This window comes from Kitasatospora viridis (assembly GCF_007829815.1).
GTDB classification, from domain to species: Bacteria; Actinomycetota; Actinomycetes; order Streptomycetales; family Streptomycetaceae; genus Kitasatospora; species Kitasatospora viridis.
Map to the genome: position 1 here is coordinate 70,139 of NZ_VIWT01000006.1, position 15,334 is coordinate 85,472.

15 protein-coding genes are annotated in these 15,334 nt (G+C 75.4%); 9 read left to right on the forward strand and 6 right to left on the reverse strand.

From position 1 onward, the window contains the following. The first annotated feature begins 4 nt into the window (after positions 1 to 4). The 3 genes from FHX73_RS39460 to FHX73_RS39470 all read left to right on the forward strand — a co-directional run bounded on the left by FHX73_RS39460 (position 5) and on the right by FHX73_RS39470 (position 2,482). Positions 5 to 1,294 (forward strand): MFS transporter, encoded by a 1,290-nt coding sequence (locus tag FHX73_RS39460; RefSeq protein WP_145910890.1) that lies wholly within the window; start codon positions 5 to 7, stop codon positions 1,292 to 1,294. 37 nt (positions 1,295 to 1,331) lie between these two features. Further along, positions 1,332 to 2,150, forward strand: coding sequence for a dimethylargininase (ddaH, locus tag FHX73_RS39465; protein ID WP_145910891.1), 819 nt, complete (start codon positions 1,332 to 1,334; stop codon positions 2,148 to 2,150). 125 nt (positions 2,151 to 2,275) lie between these two features. After that, on the forward strand, positions 2,276 to 2,482 hold the full coding sequence (locus tag FHX73_RS39470) for a hypothetical protein (RefSeq protein ID WP_145910892.1): 207 nt from the start codon (positions 2,276 to 2,278) through the stop codon (positions 2,480 to 2,482). A 65-nt stretch (positions 2,483 to 2,547) separates the two neighbouring features. Here FHX73_RS39470 and FHX73_RS39475 read toward each other — a convergent pair whose 3' ends face one another. Further along, on the reverse strand, positions 2,548 to 3,444 hold the full coding sequence (locus FHX73_RS39475) for an AraC family transcriptional regulator (RefSeq protein ID WP_145910893.1): 897 nt from the start codon (positions 3,442 to 3,444) through the stop codon (positions 2,548 to 2,550). 45 nt (positions 3,445 to 3,489) lie between these two features. Here FHX73_RS39475 and FHX73_RS39480 point away from each other — a divergent pair, with 45 nt between their 5' ends. Next, on the forward strand, positions 3,490 to 4,359 hold the full coding sequence (locus FHX73_RS39480; RefSeq protein WP_246214178.1) for an NAD(P)H-binding protein: 870 nt from the start codon (positions 3,490 to 3,492) through the stop codon (positions 4,357 to 4,359). Positions 4,360 to 4,451: 92 nt separating this feature from the next. Here FHX73_RS39480 and FHX73_RS39485 read toward each other — a convergent pair whose 3' ends face one another. Continuing rightward, positions 4,452 to 7,586 carry an AfsR/SARP family transcriptional regulator gene (locus FHX73_RS39485; RefSeq protein ID WP_246214179.1) on the reverse strand — a complete coding sequence of 1,045 codons (3,135 nt, stop codon included), beginning with the start codon at positions 7,584 to 7,586 and terminating at the stop codon, positions 4,452 to 4,454. 266 nt (positions 7,587 to 7,852) lie between these two features. Here FHX73_RS39485 and FHX73_RS39490 point away from each other — a divergent pair, with 266 nt between their 5' ends. Together FHX73_RS39490 and FHX73_RS39495 are read left to right on the forward strand one after the other, a co-directional pair. Then, positions 7,853 to 8,941: a hypothetical protein gene (locus FHX73_RS39490; protein WP_211786483.1), complete on the forward strand. Its 1,089-nt coding sequence runs from the start codon at positions 7,853 to 7,855 to the stop codon at positions 8,939 to 8,941. 56 nt (positions 8,942 to 8,997) lie between these two features. Continuing rightward, positions 8,998 to 9,480, forward strand: coding sequence for an HAD domain-containing protein (locus FHX73_RS39495; protein WP_145910894.1), 483 nt, complete (start codon positions 8,998 to 9,000; stop codon positions 9,478 to 9,480). 12 nt (positions 9,481 to 9,492) lie between these two features. On the opposite strand, the gene FHX73_RS39500 is transcribed toward FHX73_RS39495, so the two are convergent. Continuing rightward, complete coding sequence (locus FHX73_RS39500) at positions 9,493 to 9,843, reverse strand: hypothetical protein (RefSeq protein WP_145910895.1); 351 nt, start codon at positions 9,841 to 9,843, stop codon at positions 9,493 to 9,495. Positions 9,844 to 9,978: 135 nt separating this feature from the next. On the opposite strand from FHX73_RS39500, the gene FHX73_RS39505 reads away from it, so the two are divergent. After that, positions 9,979 to 10,995, forward strand: coding sequence for an NAD-dependent epimerase/dehydratase family protein (locus tag FHX73_RS39505; protein WP_145910896.1), 1,017 nt, complete (start codon positions 9,979 to 9,981; stop codon positions 10,993 to 10,995). Here the strand turns inward: FHX73_RS39505 and FHX73_RS39510 are convergent. Then, complete coding sequence (locus FHX73_RS39510; RefSeq protein WP_145910897.1) at positions 10,914 to 11,762, reverse strand: helix-turn-helix domain-containing protein; 849 nt, start codon at positions 11,760 to 11,762, stop codon at positions 10,914 to 10,916. The genes FHX73_RS39505 and FHX73_RS39510 overlap by 82 nt on opposite strands. Positions 11,763 to 11,953: 191 nt before the next feature. On the opposite strand from FHX73_RS39510, the gene FHX73_RS39515 reads away from it, so the two are divergent. Beyond that, positions 11,954 to 12,730, forward strand: coding sequence for an SDR family oxidoreductase (locus FHX73_RS39515; protein ID WP_145910898.1), 777 nt, complete (start codon positions 11,954 to 11,956; stop codon positions 12,728 to 12,730). Here FHX73_RS39515 and FHX73_RS39520 read toward each other — a convergent pair. After that, entirely contained in the window at positions 12,705 to 13,547 is an 843-nt protein-coding gene (locus tag FHX73_RS39520; RefSeq protein ID WP_145910899.1) for a helix-turn-helix transcriptional regulator, read from the reverse strand. The genes FHX73_RS39515 and FHX73_RS39520 overlap by 26 nt on opposite strands. 72 nt (positions 13,548 to 13,619) lie before the next feature. Here FHX73_RS39520 and FHX73_RS39525 point away from each other — a divergent pair, with 72 nt between their 5' ends. Beyond that, positions 13,620 to 14,336 (forward strand): SDR family oxidoreductase, encoded by a 717-nt coding sequence (locus FHX73_RS39525; RefSeq protein WP_145910900.1) that lies wholly within the window; start codon positions 13,620 to 13,622, stop codon positions 14,334 to 14,336. A 7-nt stretch (positions 14,337 to 14,343) separates the two neighbouring features. Here FHX73_RS39525 and FHX73_RS39530 read toward each other — a convergent pair whose 3' ends face one another. After that, on the reverse strand, positions 14,344 to 15,288 hold the full coding sequence (locus FHX73_RS39530; protein WP_145910901.1) for an alpha/beta fold hydrolase: 945 nt from the start codon (positions 15,286 to 15,288) through the stop codon (positions 14,344 to 14,346). Positions 15,289 to 15,334 lie beyond the last annotated feature (46 nt).

Consider the following 15,334-nt stretch of genomic DNA (forward strand, 5'->3'; position numbering starts at 1 on the left):
CGCGATGTCCGTCACCACCCCCGTCACGGCCGAACCGGCGCCGCCCCGCAGCCGGTGGGGCCTGTGGGCCCAGGCCGACTACCGCCGGCTCTGGATCGGTGAGACCACCAGCGGCCTCGGCACGGCGGTCGGCAACGTGGCCCTCGCCCTGGTCGCCGTCGTCACGCTGAAGGCCAGCCCGCTCGCGGTCGGCCTGCTGACCGCCTCGGCCTGGGTGCCCTGGCTCTTCCTCGGCCTGCCGGCCGGCGCCTGGGTGGACCGCTGGCCCCGGCTGCGGGTGATGCTGGTCTGCGACCTGCTGCTGTTGCTGCTCTTCGGCAGCGTGCCGGTGGCCGGCTGGTTCGGCGCGCTGACGATGACCCAGCTGGTGCTGGTGGCCCTGCTGGCCGGCGCGGTCAAGGTGTTCTTCTCCACCGCCTACGGCGCGGTGCTGCCCTCCCTGGTCGCCAAGGAGGACCTGCTGGAGGCGAACGTCAAGCTCGGCTCCGGCGAGTCGGCGGTGGACATCGCCGGCCCCGGCGCGGCCGGTCTGCTGGCCCAGCTCTTCGGCGCGGCCAGCGGCCTGCTGGCCGACGCGGTCAGCTACCTGGTCTCGGCGGTCTGCGTCATGCGGATCGGCCTGGTCGAGCAGCCCCCGCCGGCCGAGCAGCGGCGCAGCATCCTCAAGGAGATCGGCGAGGGCGTGCGCTTCCTGGCGGGCGACCCGTACCTGCGCACGCTGGCCTGCTTCGGCGCGGTCGGCAACCTCGGGCTGAACGGCATCCAGGCCGTCCAGACGATCTTCCTGGTGCGCAGCGTCGGCATCGGCTCCGGCGAGGTCGGCCTGGTCTTCGCGGTGGTCAGCGTCGGCGGACTGGCCGGCGCGGCCCTGGCCGGCCGGGTGGCCCGGCGGCTCGGCAGCGCCCGCGGGCTGCTGCTCTGCGAACTGGTGGTCGCGCCGTTCATCTTCCTGCTGCCGCTGGCCGGCAACCAACTGCCGCTCGCCGTCAGCGCCGTGGCCTGGTCGGTCGCGGTCTGCGGCGTGGTCGCCGGGAACGTGCTGGCCGGCAGCTTCTACCAGTCCTACTGCCCGCCCGCGATGATCGGGCGGATCAGGTCGAGCGCCTCGACCGTCAACTACAGCGCCATCCCGATCGGCGCCCTGCTCGGCGGCTGGCTCGGCGAGGTGCTCGGCCCGCGCACCACGATCTGGATCATGGCGAGCGTGCTGCTCTCCGCGGGCCTCGTGCTGCTGCTGAGCCCGCTGCGCGGCCTGCGCGACTTCCCGGCGCGCCCCGCGCACGCCGAGGCCTGACACCCCCTCACCCCTCCCTTCCCTCCCGGAGCCCGCCATGACCCGCACCGCCCGCCCGCGCCACTACCTGATGTGCCGTCCGACCCACTTCGAGGTCAGCTACGCGATCAACCCCTGGATGGACCCGAGCAAGCCCGTCGACACCGACCTCGCCGTCGCCCAGTGGGAGCGACTGCACGCCCTCTACGGCGAGCTCGGCCACCGCGTCGACCTGATCGACCCGCTGCCCGGCCTGCCCGACATGGTCTACGCCGCCAACGGCGCCACCGTGGTCGACGGCAAGGTGCTCGGCGCCCGCTTCCGCAACGCCGAGCGCGCCGCCGAGGGCCCCGCCTACCTCGACTGGTTCCGCGACCAGGGCTTCACCACCCGCGACCCGGAGCACGTCAACGAGGGCGAGGGCGACCTGCTGCTGACGGCCGGTCACGTGCTGGCCGGCCGGGGCTTCCGCAGCGTCACCGCCGGACACGCGGAGGCGCAGGAGTTCTTCGGCCGCCCCGTGGTCGGCCTGGAACTCGTCGACCCGCGCTTCTACCACCTGGACACCGCGCTCTCGGTGCTCGACGCCGACCGCGACGAGATCATGTACTACCCGGCCGCCTTCTCGCCCGGCAGCCGGGCCGTGCTGGCCCGCCTCTTCCCCGACGCCCTGCTGGTCGACGAGGCCGACGCCGAGGTCTTCGGCCTCAATGCGGTCAGCGACGGCCTCCACGTGATCCTCCCGGAGGCGGCCACCGGCCTGGCCGCCCGCCTGCGCGAACGCGGCTTCCAGCCGATCGGCATGGACCTGAGCGAGCTGCTCAAGGGCGGCGGCAGCGTCAAGTGCTGCACCCTGGAGATCCGCGCGGCGGCCTGATCACCACCGCCCGGCGAGGACCGGTGCTCCGTCGTAGATCGCCCGTTGACCGGCCCCCGCAAGACTGGTGCCACACCACGACGGAGACCTTCCCCAGCAGGGAAGTAGCCAAGGGAGCAGCAGAGATGACGAAGCGTCCGGTCACCGCCCAGACCCGCCTGCACCTGATCACCGCCGGCCTCGGCCTGGCCCTGGCCCTCGGCACCGGCCTCGCCACCGCGGCCGCCCCGGCGACGGTCGTGACTGCGGGCGCCACGGTGACCAGCACCACCCCGGCCACCGGTTCGACCGGCACCGTCGCCCCGCTCGACTGGAACAGCACGGGTTCCTGATCGGCCTGCTTCCAGCAACCTCGGACGCTTCGTCCGAGGCGCCCTGGACGCCCGCTCACAGTCCGTCAGTGACGTCCGGTGTTCTCGACGCGCCATCTGCCGGGTGGCAGGCCGTGGTGGCGGCGGAACGCGGTCGCGAAGGCGTACTCGTTTCCGTACCCGGCGTCGGAGGCGATGCGGGCGAGGGGAGCGTCCGTGCGGACCAGCGCGTCTTCGGCGCGGCGCATCCTCAGCGCGGTGAGGTACCGGGCAGGCGACTGGCCGACGACGGTGGTGAAGCGGGCGGAGAACGCCGCCCGGGACGAACCCGCCACACGGGCCATCTCCGGTACGCTCCACGCCGCGGCGGGGTCGGCGTGCACGCGCTCCAGGACGCGTGTCAGGCCCGGGTCGAGGGTGGCACGGTACCAGCCGGGCGGCTGGGCACCGGGTTGTTTCCACCAGGCGCGCAGCGCGTAGATGAGGTTGACGTCCAGCAGCCGGTCGAGGAGGGCTTGGCGGCCGGGGTCCTCGCAGGAGGCCTCACCGGCGAGCAGGTCGATCGCCGTCGCATGTGCGGGTTCCAGTTGTGCGGCGCTGAGCACGACGACGCGGGGGAGCGCGTGGAGCAAGGACGCGCCGATGCTGCCCTCCAGAACGTAGGCCCCGCACAGGATCACCGCGTCCGGCTGGCCGGCGTCGCTGCCGCGGGCCCGGGCCTGCGCGATCGGCTCCGCGGGCGTGCCGGGTTCACTGGCGAGGCGGTAGGGCGCGCCCGCGGTGGCGAGCACGACGTCCCGGGGGCGCAGCGCGATCGGCGGCGAGTCCGGCAGCTCCAACACACCGCCTCCCTGAAGCAGGAGATGAGTGGTCAGCGGACGGGTCCCACCGAACTCCAAACCCCAGGGCGCCGAGCGGCCCAGTACCGAGAACACCGCGCCGCGCGCCCGTGCTTGCGCCAACTCGTCGGCCAGGATGTCCATCCGGACAGCCTAGACGAATACGAAGGAAACCGAGAGGATCACTGCTTGTTCGTCCTCGGCCGGCATCCTAGCGTGATGGTCATGACGACATTCTTGATTCTCGGTGGAACCGGCAAGGTCGGGCGCAGGGTGGCTCGTGTCCTCGAACGCGACGGACACGGCGCCCGGGCGGTCGGACGCTCGACACCGCTGCCCTTCGACTGGAGCGCCCCCGCGACCTGGACGCCGGCGCTGAGCGGCGTCGACGGTGTGTTCGTCGTCGGTCCCGGTTCCGCCACCGACTGGAGCCCTCGTCTGTCCGCGCTGCTGGAGACCGCCGCCCGCGCCGGTGTCCGCCACGCGGTGCTGCTCTCCGCGCGCGGCGTCGAGTTCCTGCCGGACGGGAACGTCGCCCGCGCCGAGGAGGCCGTGCGGGCTGGTGCGCTGCCGTGGACGATCCTGCGGCCCACCCACTTCGCCCAGAACTTCACCGAGGCCATGTTCGCCCCCGTGGACGGCCGCATCACGGCGCCGGTCGGTGACGCCGCCGAACCGTTCATCGACGTCGAGGACATCGCCGAGGCCGCCGCACACGTCCTGACCAGCGGAACCGGAGTCGGCGAGACGCTCTCGCTCTCCGGCCCGGCAGCGATCACCTTCGACCAGGCCGCCGGCATCCTCTCCGAGGTGGCCGGGCGCCGGGTGGAGTTCCACGACCAGGACGACACCGACCACGCCGCGCAGCTTCGCGCCGCGGGAACTCCGGAGGAGTACATCCGCTGGCGCCTGGCCATGCTCGGCGGAATCCGACGCGGAAGCGACGCTTACCTCAGCGATGGCATCGAGCGTCTCCTCGGTCGGGCCGCAACGGACTTCAGGACCTGGGCGCGTCGGGAAGCCGCGGGACCCCTGGGGCACGGCAGGCTCGAAGGCTGAGCCGAGGACTCGTGGCGCTACGGAGCGCACGAACCACGTCGGCCCCGGCCGCGGCAGCGGTCGGGGCCGACGCCCGCCGAGCGGGCCCGCGCTCACCCCTCCGGCAGACACCCCGTCAGCTGGACCTCCGCCGCCGCCGCGCGCAGCGGTTCGCCCTCGCCGCCGAGCAGTTGCGCCACCTCGCCGGCGTCCGGCAGGCCGAGGCGGACGAAGATCCCGTGCGCCTCCAGCCAGCGGCAGCGGGCCTGCGGCTGCTGGCCGAGGTCGGCCAGGGTGCGGCCCAGCACCACCAGGGCCTGCGCCTGGTCGCGTTCGGCGCCCAGCTCCTCGCACAGGGCCAGCGCCTGGCGGGCGTGGTCCAGGGCCTGCTCCGGGCGGCCCAGCGAGCGCAGGCTGTCGGCCAGCCGGTAGCGGGCGTGGGCGGCGCGGACCTGGAGGCCGGCCGCCGTGGCAACGGCCAGGCACTCGCCGAACCAGGTGACCGCCTCCTCGTGGCGGTGCAGGCCGTGCAGCGCCAGGCCGAGCACGTAGAGCGTGTACGCCCGGCCGGGGTCGTCCTGGCGGGTGCGCAGTTCGGCCAGCACCTCGTGGCAGATCGTCACGGCCTCGGCGGCCCGGCCGCTACGTACCCGGGCCAGTGCGGCGTTCACCGTGGTCACCAGCGCGCCCGAGTGGTGGCCGAGTTCGCGGGCCAGCAGCAGGGCCTGGTCGAAGTGCTCGACCGCCTCGTCGTAGCGGCTGAGGAACTGGCAGACCAGGCCGAGGTCGTTCAGCGCCTGACGCAGGATCACCGTGTCCCCGGCCGTGCGGGAGGCGGCCACGGCCTGGCGGGCGGCCGCCTCGGCCTCCTCCAGCCGGGTGCCGGCCAGCGCCACGTTGCCGCGCAGGAAGTGCGCCCGGCCGGCCGCCCGGTGGTCGGTGCGGTGGGCCGCCGCCAGGGCCAGCACGTCTGCCGTGCCCGCCAGCCGGCGCCCCGGCGGGGCGAGGGCGAACGGGGTGAGGGCGATCAGCAGGTCGATCGCGGCGCGCAGCGGGTCGGGCGCACCCTCCGGGGCGGGCGCGGGGGCCTCGGCCACCGCCCAGGCGGCCACCTGGGCGGCCAGCGCGATCGCCCCCGGCACCTCCGCCTCGGCCCAGGCCCGGGCGTCGTCCGGCCCGCCGAGGCGCACGCCCTTGCTCCGGGCGGGGCCGAGCGCGCCGGCCGCCGGGTCGCCGGGGACGGCGTGCTGGAAGGCCGAGCAAGCGGTGGCGAGCAGGTGGTCAAGCAGCCGGTCGCGGGCGGCCGCGGTCGCGTCGGCCTCCTCGGGACGGCGGCGGGCGAAGACCCGCAGCAGGTCGTGGAAGCGGTAGCGGCCGGGGAACGGCGACTCCATCATCGCGACGTCGACCAGGGCCTCCAGCAGGTCCTCGGCGTCGTACTCGTCCAGGTCCAGCAGGGCGGCCGCGGCCTGCAGGCCGATGTCCGGCCCGTCCACCGAGGCGACCAGCCGGAACGCCCGGGCCTGAGCGGGCGTCAGCTGGCGGTGGCTCAGCTCGAAGGCGGCGGCCACCTCCAGGTCGCCGATCCGCAGCTCGTCGATCCGCCGGCGCTCGACCGCCAGTCGGCGGCCCAGCGTCTGCACCGTCCAGCTCGGCCGGGCGGCGAGGCGGGCCGCCACGATCCGCACCGCGAGCGGCAGGTGGCCGCAGAGCAGCAGCAGGTCCCGGGCGGCGGCCGGTTCGGCCGCCAGCCGCTCGGCGCCGATGGTGCGGCTGAGCAGTTCGAGCGCCTCGGCGGGCTCGAAGACGCCCAGGTCGGCCTGGACGGTCGCGGGCAGGCCGGACAGCCGGGTGCGGCCGGTGGCCAGCACGGCGCAGCCGACCGCGCCCGGCAGCAGCGGCCGGATCTGCGCGGTGTCGTGCACGTTGTCGAGCACCAGCAGCAGGCGCCGGCCGTCGACCACCGAGCGGAACAGCGCCGAGCGGGCGTCCAGCCCCTCCGGCACCGCGTCGGCCGGCACGCCGAGCGCCAGCAGGAAGCCGCTGAGCACGGCCTCCGGGTCGGCCGGGGTGGCGTCGGCGCCCCGCAGGTCGACGTAGAGCTGGCCGTCCGGGTAGGCCTCGCGGACCCGGTGGGCGACGTGCAGGGCCAGCGCGGTCTTGCCCACCCCGCCCATGCCGACCACGGTGGCGATCGCCAGCGCCTGCTGGCCCGGGGCGCCCAGCGGTTGTCCCAGCGCCCCGGCCAGCCGCTCGACCAGCACGCTGCGACCGGTGAAGTCCGCCGCGTCCGGCGGGAGTTGGGCGGGTCTAGGAGAGTGGGCGACGGCCTGGCCCGGTGTGCCGGGTGCGGCCGACGCGGCCGCGGGGCCAGGCGGGGCGTGCGACTCGGTCCGCGAACCGGTCTGCGGGTCGGCCTGCGCCCCGGCCCACGGCGCGGTCGGCTCCGCCGGGCGGGCGGTGGGCGGCGCGGGCGGGCGCGGGGCGGCGAGCGACGGGTCGCCCTCCAGGATCCGCTGGTGCAGCAGGTCCAGCTCCGCCCCGGGCTCCACCCCCAGCTCGGCCAGGAACAACTGGCGCACGCCCCGGTAGACCGCGAGCGCGTCCGCCGCCCGACCGGCCTGGTACAGCGCGCGCATCAGCAGCCCGTACGCCCGCTCGTCCAGCGGGTGCTCGGTGGTCAGCGAGGTCAGCTCCGGTATGCACCGGGAGAACCGACCCAGCGTCAGGTCCAGCGCGATCCGCTCCTCCAGCAGGGTCAGCCGCAGCTCCTGCAGGCGCTGGCGCTGGCGCTGCGCGAACGGGCCCGGGATGCCGGCCAGCGGCTCGCCCTGCCACAGCTCCAGCGCCTGGTTCAACAGGTCGCGCGCCTGCTGCGGCTCCCCGGCCGCCGCCGTCCGCTCGGCCTGCGCCGCCAGCTCCTCCGCCTGCGCGGCGTCCACGGCGTGCTTGGGCAGCACCAGCCGGTAGCCGTCCCCGACCGAGGTCAGCACGCTCGGCGCGTCCGGCTCCTCCCCGCGCAGCACCTTGCGCCACCGCCAGGCGTACGTGCGCACCGTCGTGGTCGCGGTGCTCGGCGGCTCCTCACCCCACAGGGCGTCGATCAGCTCCGTGGCGCTCGCGCCGTGTCCCGGCCGCAGCAGCAGCACCGCCAGCATCGCCTGCTGCTGGGGACTGCCCACCTTCAGCGCGGTGGTGCCGCGCTGAGCCCGCATCAGTCCCAGCACCGAGAACCGGAAATCACCCATCCCTGTACCTGCCCTGCCCGCCTCGTGTGCTCGCCCCCGCTCGCGCACGTGCTCGCCCCCCGATTGATCAGTGCCTATCAACCCACGGCACCCCGTGACCTGTCGAGAGAGCGCGTCGACCCTGTGTTGCTCCGGTGTTGATCGCCCGTCAGGACAATCACTGTGTGGCGAACGAAGTCCCGGCACGAACCGCCGGGCCCCGCCACGCTCCCCGGCCGCCCGGCCGCCGTCCGGGCGACCACCACGGCCCTCGGAGGCGGACGCCAGTGCAGCACCTAGATCCCGACGTCGACCTGCTCTACCGGCTGCTCGAAGTGGATCCGGCCGCCGGACCGGTCGAACTGCTGCGCCGCGCCCGCGGCGGCCGCCAACTGCCCTACCTGGTGCTCGCCGCGCTGGCCCGCGAGGGCACCCGGATGGGCGAGCACGCCCGGGCCGAACTGCACCGGGCCCGCGACCGGGCCGACTGTTACGCCCGGCTCGCCCGCGACCTCGCCGACGCCACCGGGGTGCGCCCGATCCGCGACCTCCCGCTGGCCGGCTACTACCCGCCCGACCTGCCCCGCCCGGTGGGCGAGCTCACCCTGGTCAGCCCCACCGAGGCCGCGCTCTGGCAGGCCGTCAGCCGGCTGGTCGCCGAACACCCGGTGGAGTCCGTCGAGGTCACCCTGCTCGGCGAGCGGCCCCGGCACACCGCCGTCACCCTGCGCTGGCCGGCCGCCGACCCGCTGCTCGACCCCTGGTACCAGGTGCGGCTCGCCACCGCCGCGCTCACCGGCGACCCCGCCGAGGTCCCGGTCCGCCCCTTCCTGGCCGCCGACGACCACGTCGAATGCCTGATCGCACTCGCCGAGGAGGGGCTCGGGCGCGGCTTCCGCCCCGGCGACGTGCTCGACGTCGCCCAGCTGACCGGCCAGCCCTTCGACGCCGCCGAGACCGCCGCCGTGGTCGCCGCCTACCGGCTCGCCCCCGAGGCCGCCGCACTGCTCGACCTGACCGCCGAGCACCTGCCGCTCGGCCCCCTGCACGGCGTGCGCACCCTGCTTGAGGCCGAGGTCGCCCCCGAACTCGAACGCCGCCGCACCGCCGCCCGGCCCCTGCGCCCGCGCCACGGCGCCCTGCTGCGCCGCACCGCCATCCGCCACCACTGGGACGAAGCCCAGCTGCTCCCCGCCGGAACCGCCACCCTGCTGCTGACCCCCGTCGCCGACTACCTGCTCACCCCCGACGGCACCCGCCCCACCCCGGCCGAACGCACCGCCGCCCTCGCCGCCCTGCGCACCTGGGACGCCACCACGGCCGACGGCACCCCCGACCCGGTCGGCACCGGCCTGCCGGAGCCGCGCCACGGCTGAGCGCTCCGCCCCACCCGCCCTTGATCCCACGGCCCGGCCGGGCCCATGCTGACGCGGTGCCCGACGACCTTCCGCTGCTGCTCCTGGACATTGACGGCGTGTTGAACCCGTTCGCCGCCGCCGCCTGCCCGCCCGGCTTCCGCGAGTACCGGTTCTTCCTCGGCGAGGACCCGGTGCGGCTCAACCGCGCGCACGGGCCCTGGCTCGCCGCCCTCGCCGGATCCTTCGAGCTCGTCTGGGCGACCGGCTGGGAGGAGGAGGCGAACCGCCTCGTCGCGCCGGTGCTCGGGCTGCCGCGCCTGCCGGTGATCACCTTCCCGCCGAAGCCCTTCGCCCCCTCGGCCAAGGTCCCCGCCGTGGCCGCCCACGTCGGGGACCGCCCGGCCGCCTGGATCGACGACGCCTTGACCCCGCAGGCCCACACCTGGGCCGCCGCCCGCCGGGCCGACACGCTGCTGCTCGGGGCCGACCCGGCCGTCGGCCTCACCCGGGCCATGGTGCACCGGCTGACGGCCTGGTCGGAACCCGCCGGCGCCTGACGGACCGTGGGCTCAGCCCTCGCCGTCCGCAACGGCGTTGAAGCCCCGGTCCTCGACCACCGGGAACGCCCGCTCCGCGGCGGCCCACCACGCGTCGATCCCCTCGTGGGAGGACCTGATCGCGCTGATCAGCTCCAGGACGGCCGCCAGCTTCCGCCCCCCGACGTTCCGGCGCAGCTCCTCTACCGACACCTCCTGGTAGGTCATGCCCAACTGCCACCAGAACCGCATGAGGTAGCGGCACTCCTGCGGCTCCCGGTCATCCGCCAGACGGTCGTGCACCACCCGTCGGACGCGCCGCCGCTGCTCGTCATCGCGGAAGCCGTGCGGCAGGTCGGTCAGGGGCGCGTCGGAGGTGGGCACGGCGGTCATTGTCGTGCGACCGGTGACGCTGTGTCATCCGGGTTTCGGGGAGCCCGCCGCCCACAGCAGGCCGGGCGGCCGTGTGCACGAGCTCGGTACCATACGACACGTCATCAATCGGGGGGATGGTCGGACATGAAGGTGCTCGTACTCGGTGGCACCCGCTTCATCGGGCGCGCCGTGGTCGACGCGCTGGTCGACGACCACCGGGTCACCGTGCTCAACCGGGGCACCCGCCCGCCCGCCGACCCGCGGGTCGCCCAGCTGCGGGCCGACCGGAACGAGCCCGCGCAGGTGGCCGCCGCGCTGCGCGGGTCGGGCGGCGGGTTCGAGGCGGTCGTCGACGTGTCGGGGCTGGAAGCGGGCCAGGTGCGGGGCGTCCTCGACGCGCTGCCGCCCGGCGCCGCGCCGCGCTACGTCTTCGTCAGCTCGGCCGCCGTCTACCGGCGCCCGCCCGGTGCCGGGCCCGCCCGGGAGGACGAACCCGCCCCGGGCGACCCGGTGTGGGGCGAGTACGGGACGGACAAGGCGGCCTGTGAGCGACTGCTCGCCGAGCGGTGCGCCGGGCCGCTCACCGTGCTGCGCCCGCCCTACGTCTACGGTCCGCGCAACACCGAGCAGCGCGAGCAGTTCCTGTGGGCGCGGATGCTCGCCGGCCGGCCGGTGTTCGTGCCGGGCGCGGGGGAGAGCCGGGTGCAGTTCTGCCACGCCGAGGACCTGGCCCGCACCGTCCGCGCCGCCTGCACCGGCGAGCTCGCGGCCGGCACCTACAACGTCGGCGAGGGGCGGGACCACAGCTTCCTGGAGTACCTGGACCTGCTCGCCACGGTCGCCGGCGTCACCCCCGACCTGGTTCCGGCCCCCGACCAGCAGGTCCCGGCCCGCGAGTACTTCCCGTTCCGCCGGCTGGACCTGACGCTCGACACGGCCCGGCTGACCGCTGCCGGGCACCCGGTGGAGCGGGAGCTGGCCGCCGGCCTGGCCGGGACCCTGGACTGGTTCCGCGCCCACGGTGGGCTCGACGACCGCCCGACGCCCCGGGAGCTGTCCTGGCGCGCGGCGCCCGTTCGTCAGGCGCCGAGCGGGGCCGCCGTCCAACTGGCCAGCAGGCGCACGGCGTCGGCGGTCGGCGAGCCCGGCTCGACGTTGTAGACGCACAGCGTCTGGTCCGGGTCGCCCGGGACCTGGAAGGACTCGTAGGCGAAGTGCAGTTCGCCGACCTCCGGGTGCAGGTAGGACTTGGCGCCGTGGGTGCGGCGCAGCACCTTGTGGTCGTTCCACCAGCCGGTGAACTCGGGGCAGCGCAGGGTCAGTTCGCCGACCAGCTCGGCCAGTCGGCGGTCGGTCGGGTAGCGGCCGGCCTCCAGCCGCAGGATCGCCACCGTCTCCGCCGCGCGCAGCTCCCAGTCGAGGACCCGCTCGCGGGCGGCCGGGTCGAGCAGGTAGAAGCGGGCCACGTTGCGCTGGGTGGCCGGCAGCGCGTCGAAGTCGGTCAGCACCTCGCGGGCCAGGCGGTTGGCGGCCAGCACGTCGGTGCGCCGGCCGAGCACGAGGGCCGGCACGTGCTCCAGGGTCTGCAGCATCAAGTGCAGCCCCGGCCGCACTCGTTGCGGCGCGGCCGGGCTCTGCCGGGCCCGGCCCGGGCGGGCCAGCAGGTCGTCCAGGTGCTCGCGCTCGTCCGGGCTCAGCCGCAGCGCGCCGGCCAGCGCCTCCACCACCTCGGGGGAGGGGCGGCCGGACCGGCCCTGCTCCAGCCGGGTGTAGTACTCGGTGCTCACCCCGGCCAGCCGGGCCACCTCGTCGCGGCGCAGCCCGGGCACCCGGCGGGCCCGCCCGCCGGCCGGCAGTCCCGCCTGCTCGGGGGTGATCCGCGCCCGGCGGGTGCGGAGGAAGTCGGCCAACTCGCTGCTACGGTCCATGGGTCCATTGTCGGGCAGCCAGCCGGTGCGCCGGGGCCCGGAGGGTGACCCTGCCAGTACCTGTCTCGGGCGGGCCCGTTACGGCCCTTCCGGGGCCGCCGGGCGGTGGTGTGATGGTTCCACGGCCGACGGAGCGTCAGCCGGACGGAACGTCAACCACCGTGAATACCACACACCCGAGGTGCATCCGCATGTCCCAGTACACCCCTGCCCTGCCGCTCACCGGCCGCGTCGCCGTCGTCACCGGCGCCTCCAGCGGGCTCGGCGAGGCCACCGCCGAGAAGCTGGCCGCGCTCGGCGCCCAGGTCGCCCTGCTGGCCCGGCGCGCCGACCGGCTGGACGAGCTGGCCGCCCGGATCCGCAAGGACGGCGGCACCGCGCTGGCGATCGCCGTGGACGTCACCGACGTCGCCGCGGTGCGCGCCGCCGCCGACCGGGTCCAGGCCGAACTCGGCACCGCCGACCTGCTCTTCAACAACGCCGGGGTGATGCTCCCGTCGCCGGTCGAGGAGTCGGCCACCGCCGTGTGGCAGCAGCAGATCGACCTCAACATCTCCGGCCTGATGAACGTGATCGGCGCCTTCACCCCGCAGTTGGTGGCGGCCGCGGCCGAGCGCGGCGTGGCCGACCTGATCAACACCTCCTCGATCGCGGCGCAGAACATCTTCCCCACCTTCGCCGTCTACTCCGCGTCGAAGGCCTACGTCAGCCACCTCTCCCGCCACCTGCGCGCGGAGTTGGGCGCGAAGAACGTCCGGGTCTCGGCGATCGAGCCGGGCATCGTCGCCACCGAACTCCAGAGCCACGTCACCGACCCGGGTGCCCGGGAGTGGCTGGCGGAGTCCAAGCAGACGATGGAGTGGCTGACCCCGCAGGACGTCGCCGAGACGATCGGCTTCCTGGCCGCGCTGCCGCCCCGGGTCAACCTTCAGCAGGTCACCATCATGCCGACCGGCCAGGCGAGTTGACCCGCCGTCCGGGCTCGCCCAGCGCGCGCAGCGCCCGCTCGGTGGGCGAGCCGGGGTCGGCCGTGATCAGCACGACCTCCTGGTCGTCCTCGGGCACCAGCAGGACGTCGCAGTTCAGCCGCAGCCGGCCGGCCGTCGGGTGGTCGACGGTCTTCGTGCGGTGCCCGGGGGCGTGCACCGGGTGAGCTTGCCAGAGCTGCCGGAACTCCTCGCTGCCGGAGTGCAGTTCGGCCAGCAGGGCGGTCAGCCGGGGGTCGTGCGGGTAGCGGTCGGCGGACCGGCGCAGCCGCGCCACCACCACGTGCCCGAACTCCTCGGTGCCGGAGCTCGCGGGCAGCCGCCACTGCTCCAGGAAGCGGCGCCGGGCCAGGTTCGCCGTCCCGCGGCCGAGGTCGGCGCCGAGCAGCGCCCGGGCCAGCGGGTTCCAGGCGACCACGCCGTACGCCGCGTCCGTGACGATGGCGGCGGTCTGCGGCAGCCGTTCCAGCATCCGGGCCACCTGCGGGCGCACCCGCCGGACGGCGCTCGGCGCGGGCGGCGCGGTCGACCCGGCCAGCCGGAACAGGTGGCCGCGCTCGGCCGGGGTCAGGCGCAGCACCTCGGCCAGCGCGTCCAGGATCCGGTCCGAGGGGCGCGGCCCCCGGGCCTGCTCCAGCCGGGTGTAGTAGTCGACCGACATGTGGGCGAGCTCCGCGACCTCCTCGCGGCGCAGGCCCGGCGTGCGGCGCAGGGTGCCCGCCACCGCCAACCCCGCCGCCTCCGGGCGCAGTCCCGCCCGCCGCTCCCGCAGGAAGCGGGCCAGTTCCTGCCGCGCCATGACCACCTCCGGCCGCTGCCTGGTACGGACTGTCCCTGGCAGGGCGCCAGCCGCCGGGGGACCGTGGTTGCCATGAACGATCGCACAGCTCTGGTCACCGGAGCCAACAAAGGCATCGGCAAGCACATCGCCCGGCTGCTCGCGGCCGAGGGCTTCACCGTGTACGTGGGATCCCGCGACGCCGGGCGCGGACGGCAGGCGGTCGAGGAGATCGGCGCCGGCGCCCGGCCGCTGCTCCTCGACGTGACGGATCCCGGGAGCGTCGCCCGGGCCGCGGTCCAACTGGACCGGCTGGACGTGCTGGTCAACAACGCCGGCATCTCCCCGTCGCTCGGCGCGCCGGGCGAGACGCCCGTCGAGGAGTACCGCCGCACCTACGAGACCAACGTGTTCGGGGTGGTCGCGGTGACCGACGCCTTCCTGCCCGCCCTGCGCCGCTCCCCGCACCCGCGCATCGTCAACGTCTCCAGCGGCACCTCCTCGCTGACCTGGAGCACCAACCCCAACCCCCAGTTCACCCCGGGCAGCGGCGGCCTGGTCGCCTACCGGTCCTCCAAGGCCGCCCTCAACGCCCTCACCGTGCTGTACGCCCAGACGCTGGCCGGGGACGGCGTCAAGGTCAACGCGCTCGCCCCCGGCCTGCGGGCCACCGATCTCAACGCCCGGGCCGCCGCGGCCGGCGGCGACCCGGCCGAGGCCGCGCGGGGCGCCGTGCGCCTGGCGCTGCTGCCGGACGACGGCCCCACCGGCGGCTTCTTCTCCTGGGACGGCACGCCCGTGCCCTGGTGACGGGGCGTCAGCGGCCCGCGAACACCTCGACGGTGGGCACGAAGGCGGCCGCGTCCTGGAACAGGAAGGCGTGGCCGGCGTCCGGGTAGAGCACCAGGCGGGCCCCGTGCACGGCGTCGCGCAGCTGGTGGTCGTTGGCGCTCGGGTCGAGCTGGTCCTCGGCGCCGTCGGCCACCAGGGTGGGGGCGTGGATCCGCCCGAGCCGGCGGCCGGCCGGGTCCTGGCCCGCCATCCACTCGTGCAGCGCCGTGTCCTGGGCCGACTTGACGGCGGCGGAGGCCCCGTAGAAGTGCGGGTAGCGCGAGACGTCCGTCAGGTAGGCCAGGGCCGCCGAGCCCTGGTCCGCCGGGAAGAGCACCGCCATCCGCACGGCCGGGATCGGGCTGTCCAGCGCGGCCGCGGCGGCGGGCGGGACGGGCAGCGCCGCCCCGGTGCCGGACTGGGTGGCGGCCAGCACCAGGCGGCCCACCTGGCCGGGGTGGCGGACGGCGAGCGCCTGGGCGACCATCCCGCCCAGCGACCAGCCGAGCACGGTCGGCCGGCGCAGGTGCAGGGCGGCGATCAGCGCGCTGGTCTGGTCGGCCATGCCGGGCACGGTCAGCGGCCCGGCCGGGGCGGCCGTGGCACCGATGCCCGCGTTGTCGAAGACCACCACCCGGTGGTGCGCCGCCAGCCCGTCCACGAAGCCCGGCGCCCAGCCGTCCATCGACATGCCCCGCCCGGCGATCAGCAGGATTGGGCTGCCCTCGCCCACCTCGCGGTAGCCGACGTCGCCGTGCGCCGTGTGCGCGACCAGCGTGGGCGCGCCGAGGATGTCCGGGGTCGGCGGCGCGCCGACCGCTGCCGCCGACCCGGTGGCCGCCAGGGCCACCGCCGCGCCGACCGCGGTGCTCACCGCCACCCGGACGGTCCGGGCCCACCCGCCGCGCTGTCGTGCCGTTCGTCCGGACATGTCCGGTCCCCCTCGATCGGATCTGAGTTCCTGTCAGCGCCCTTTG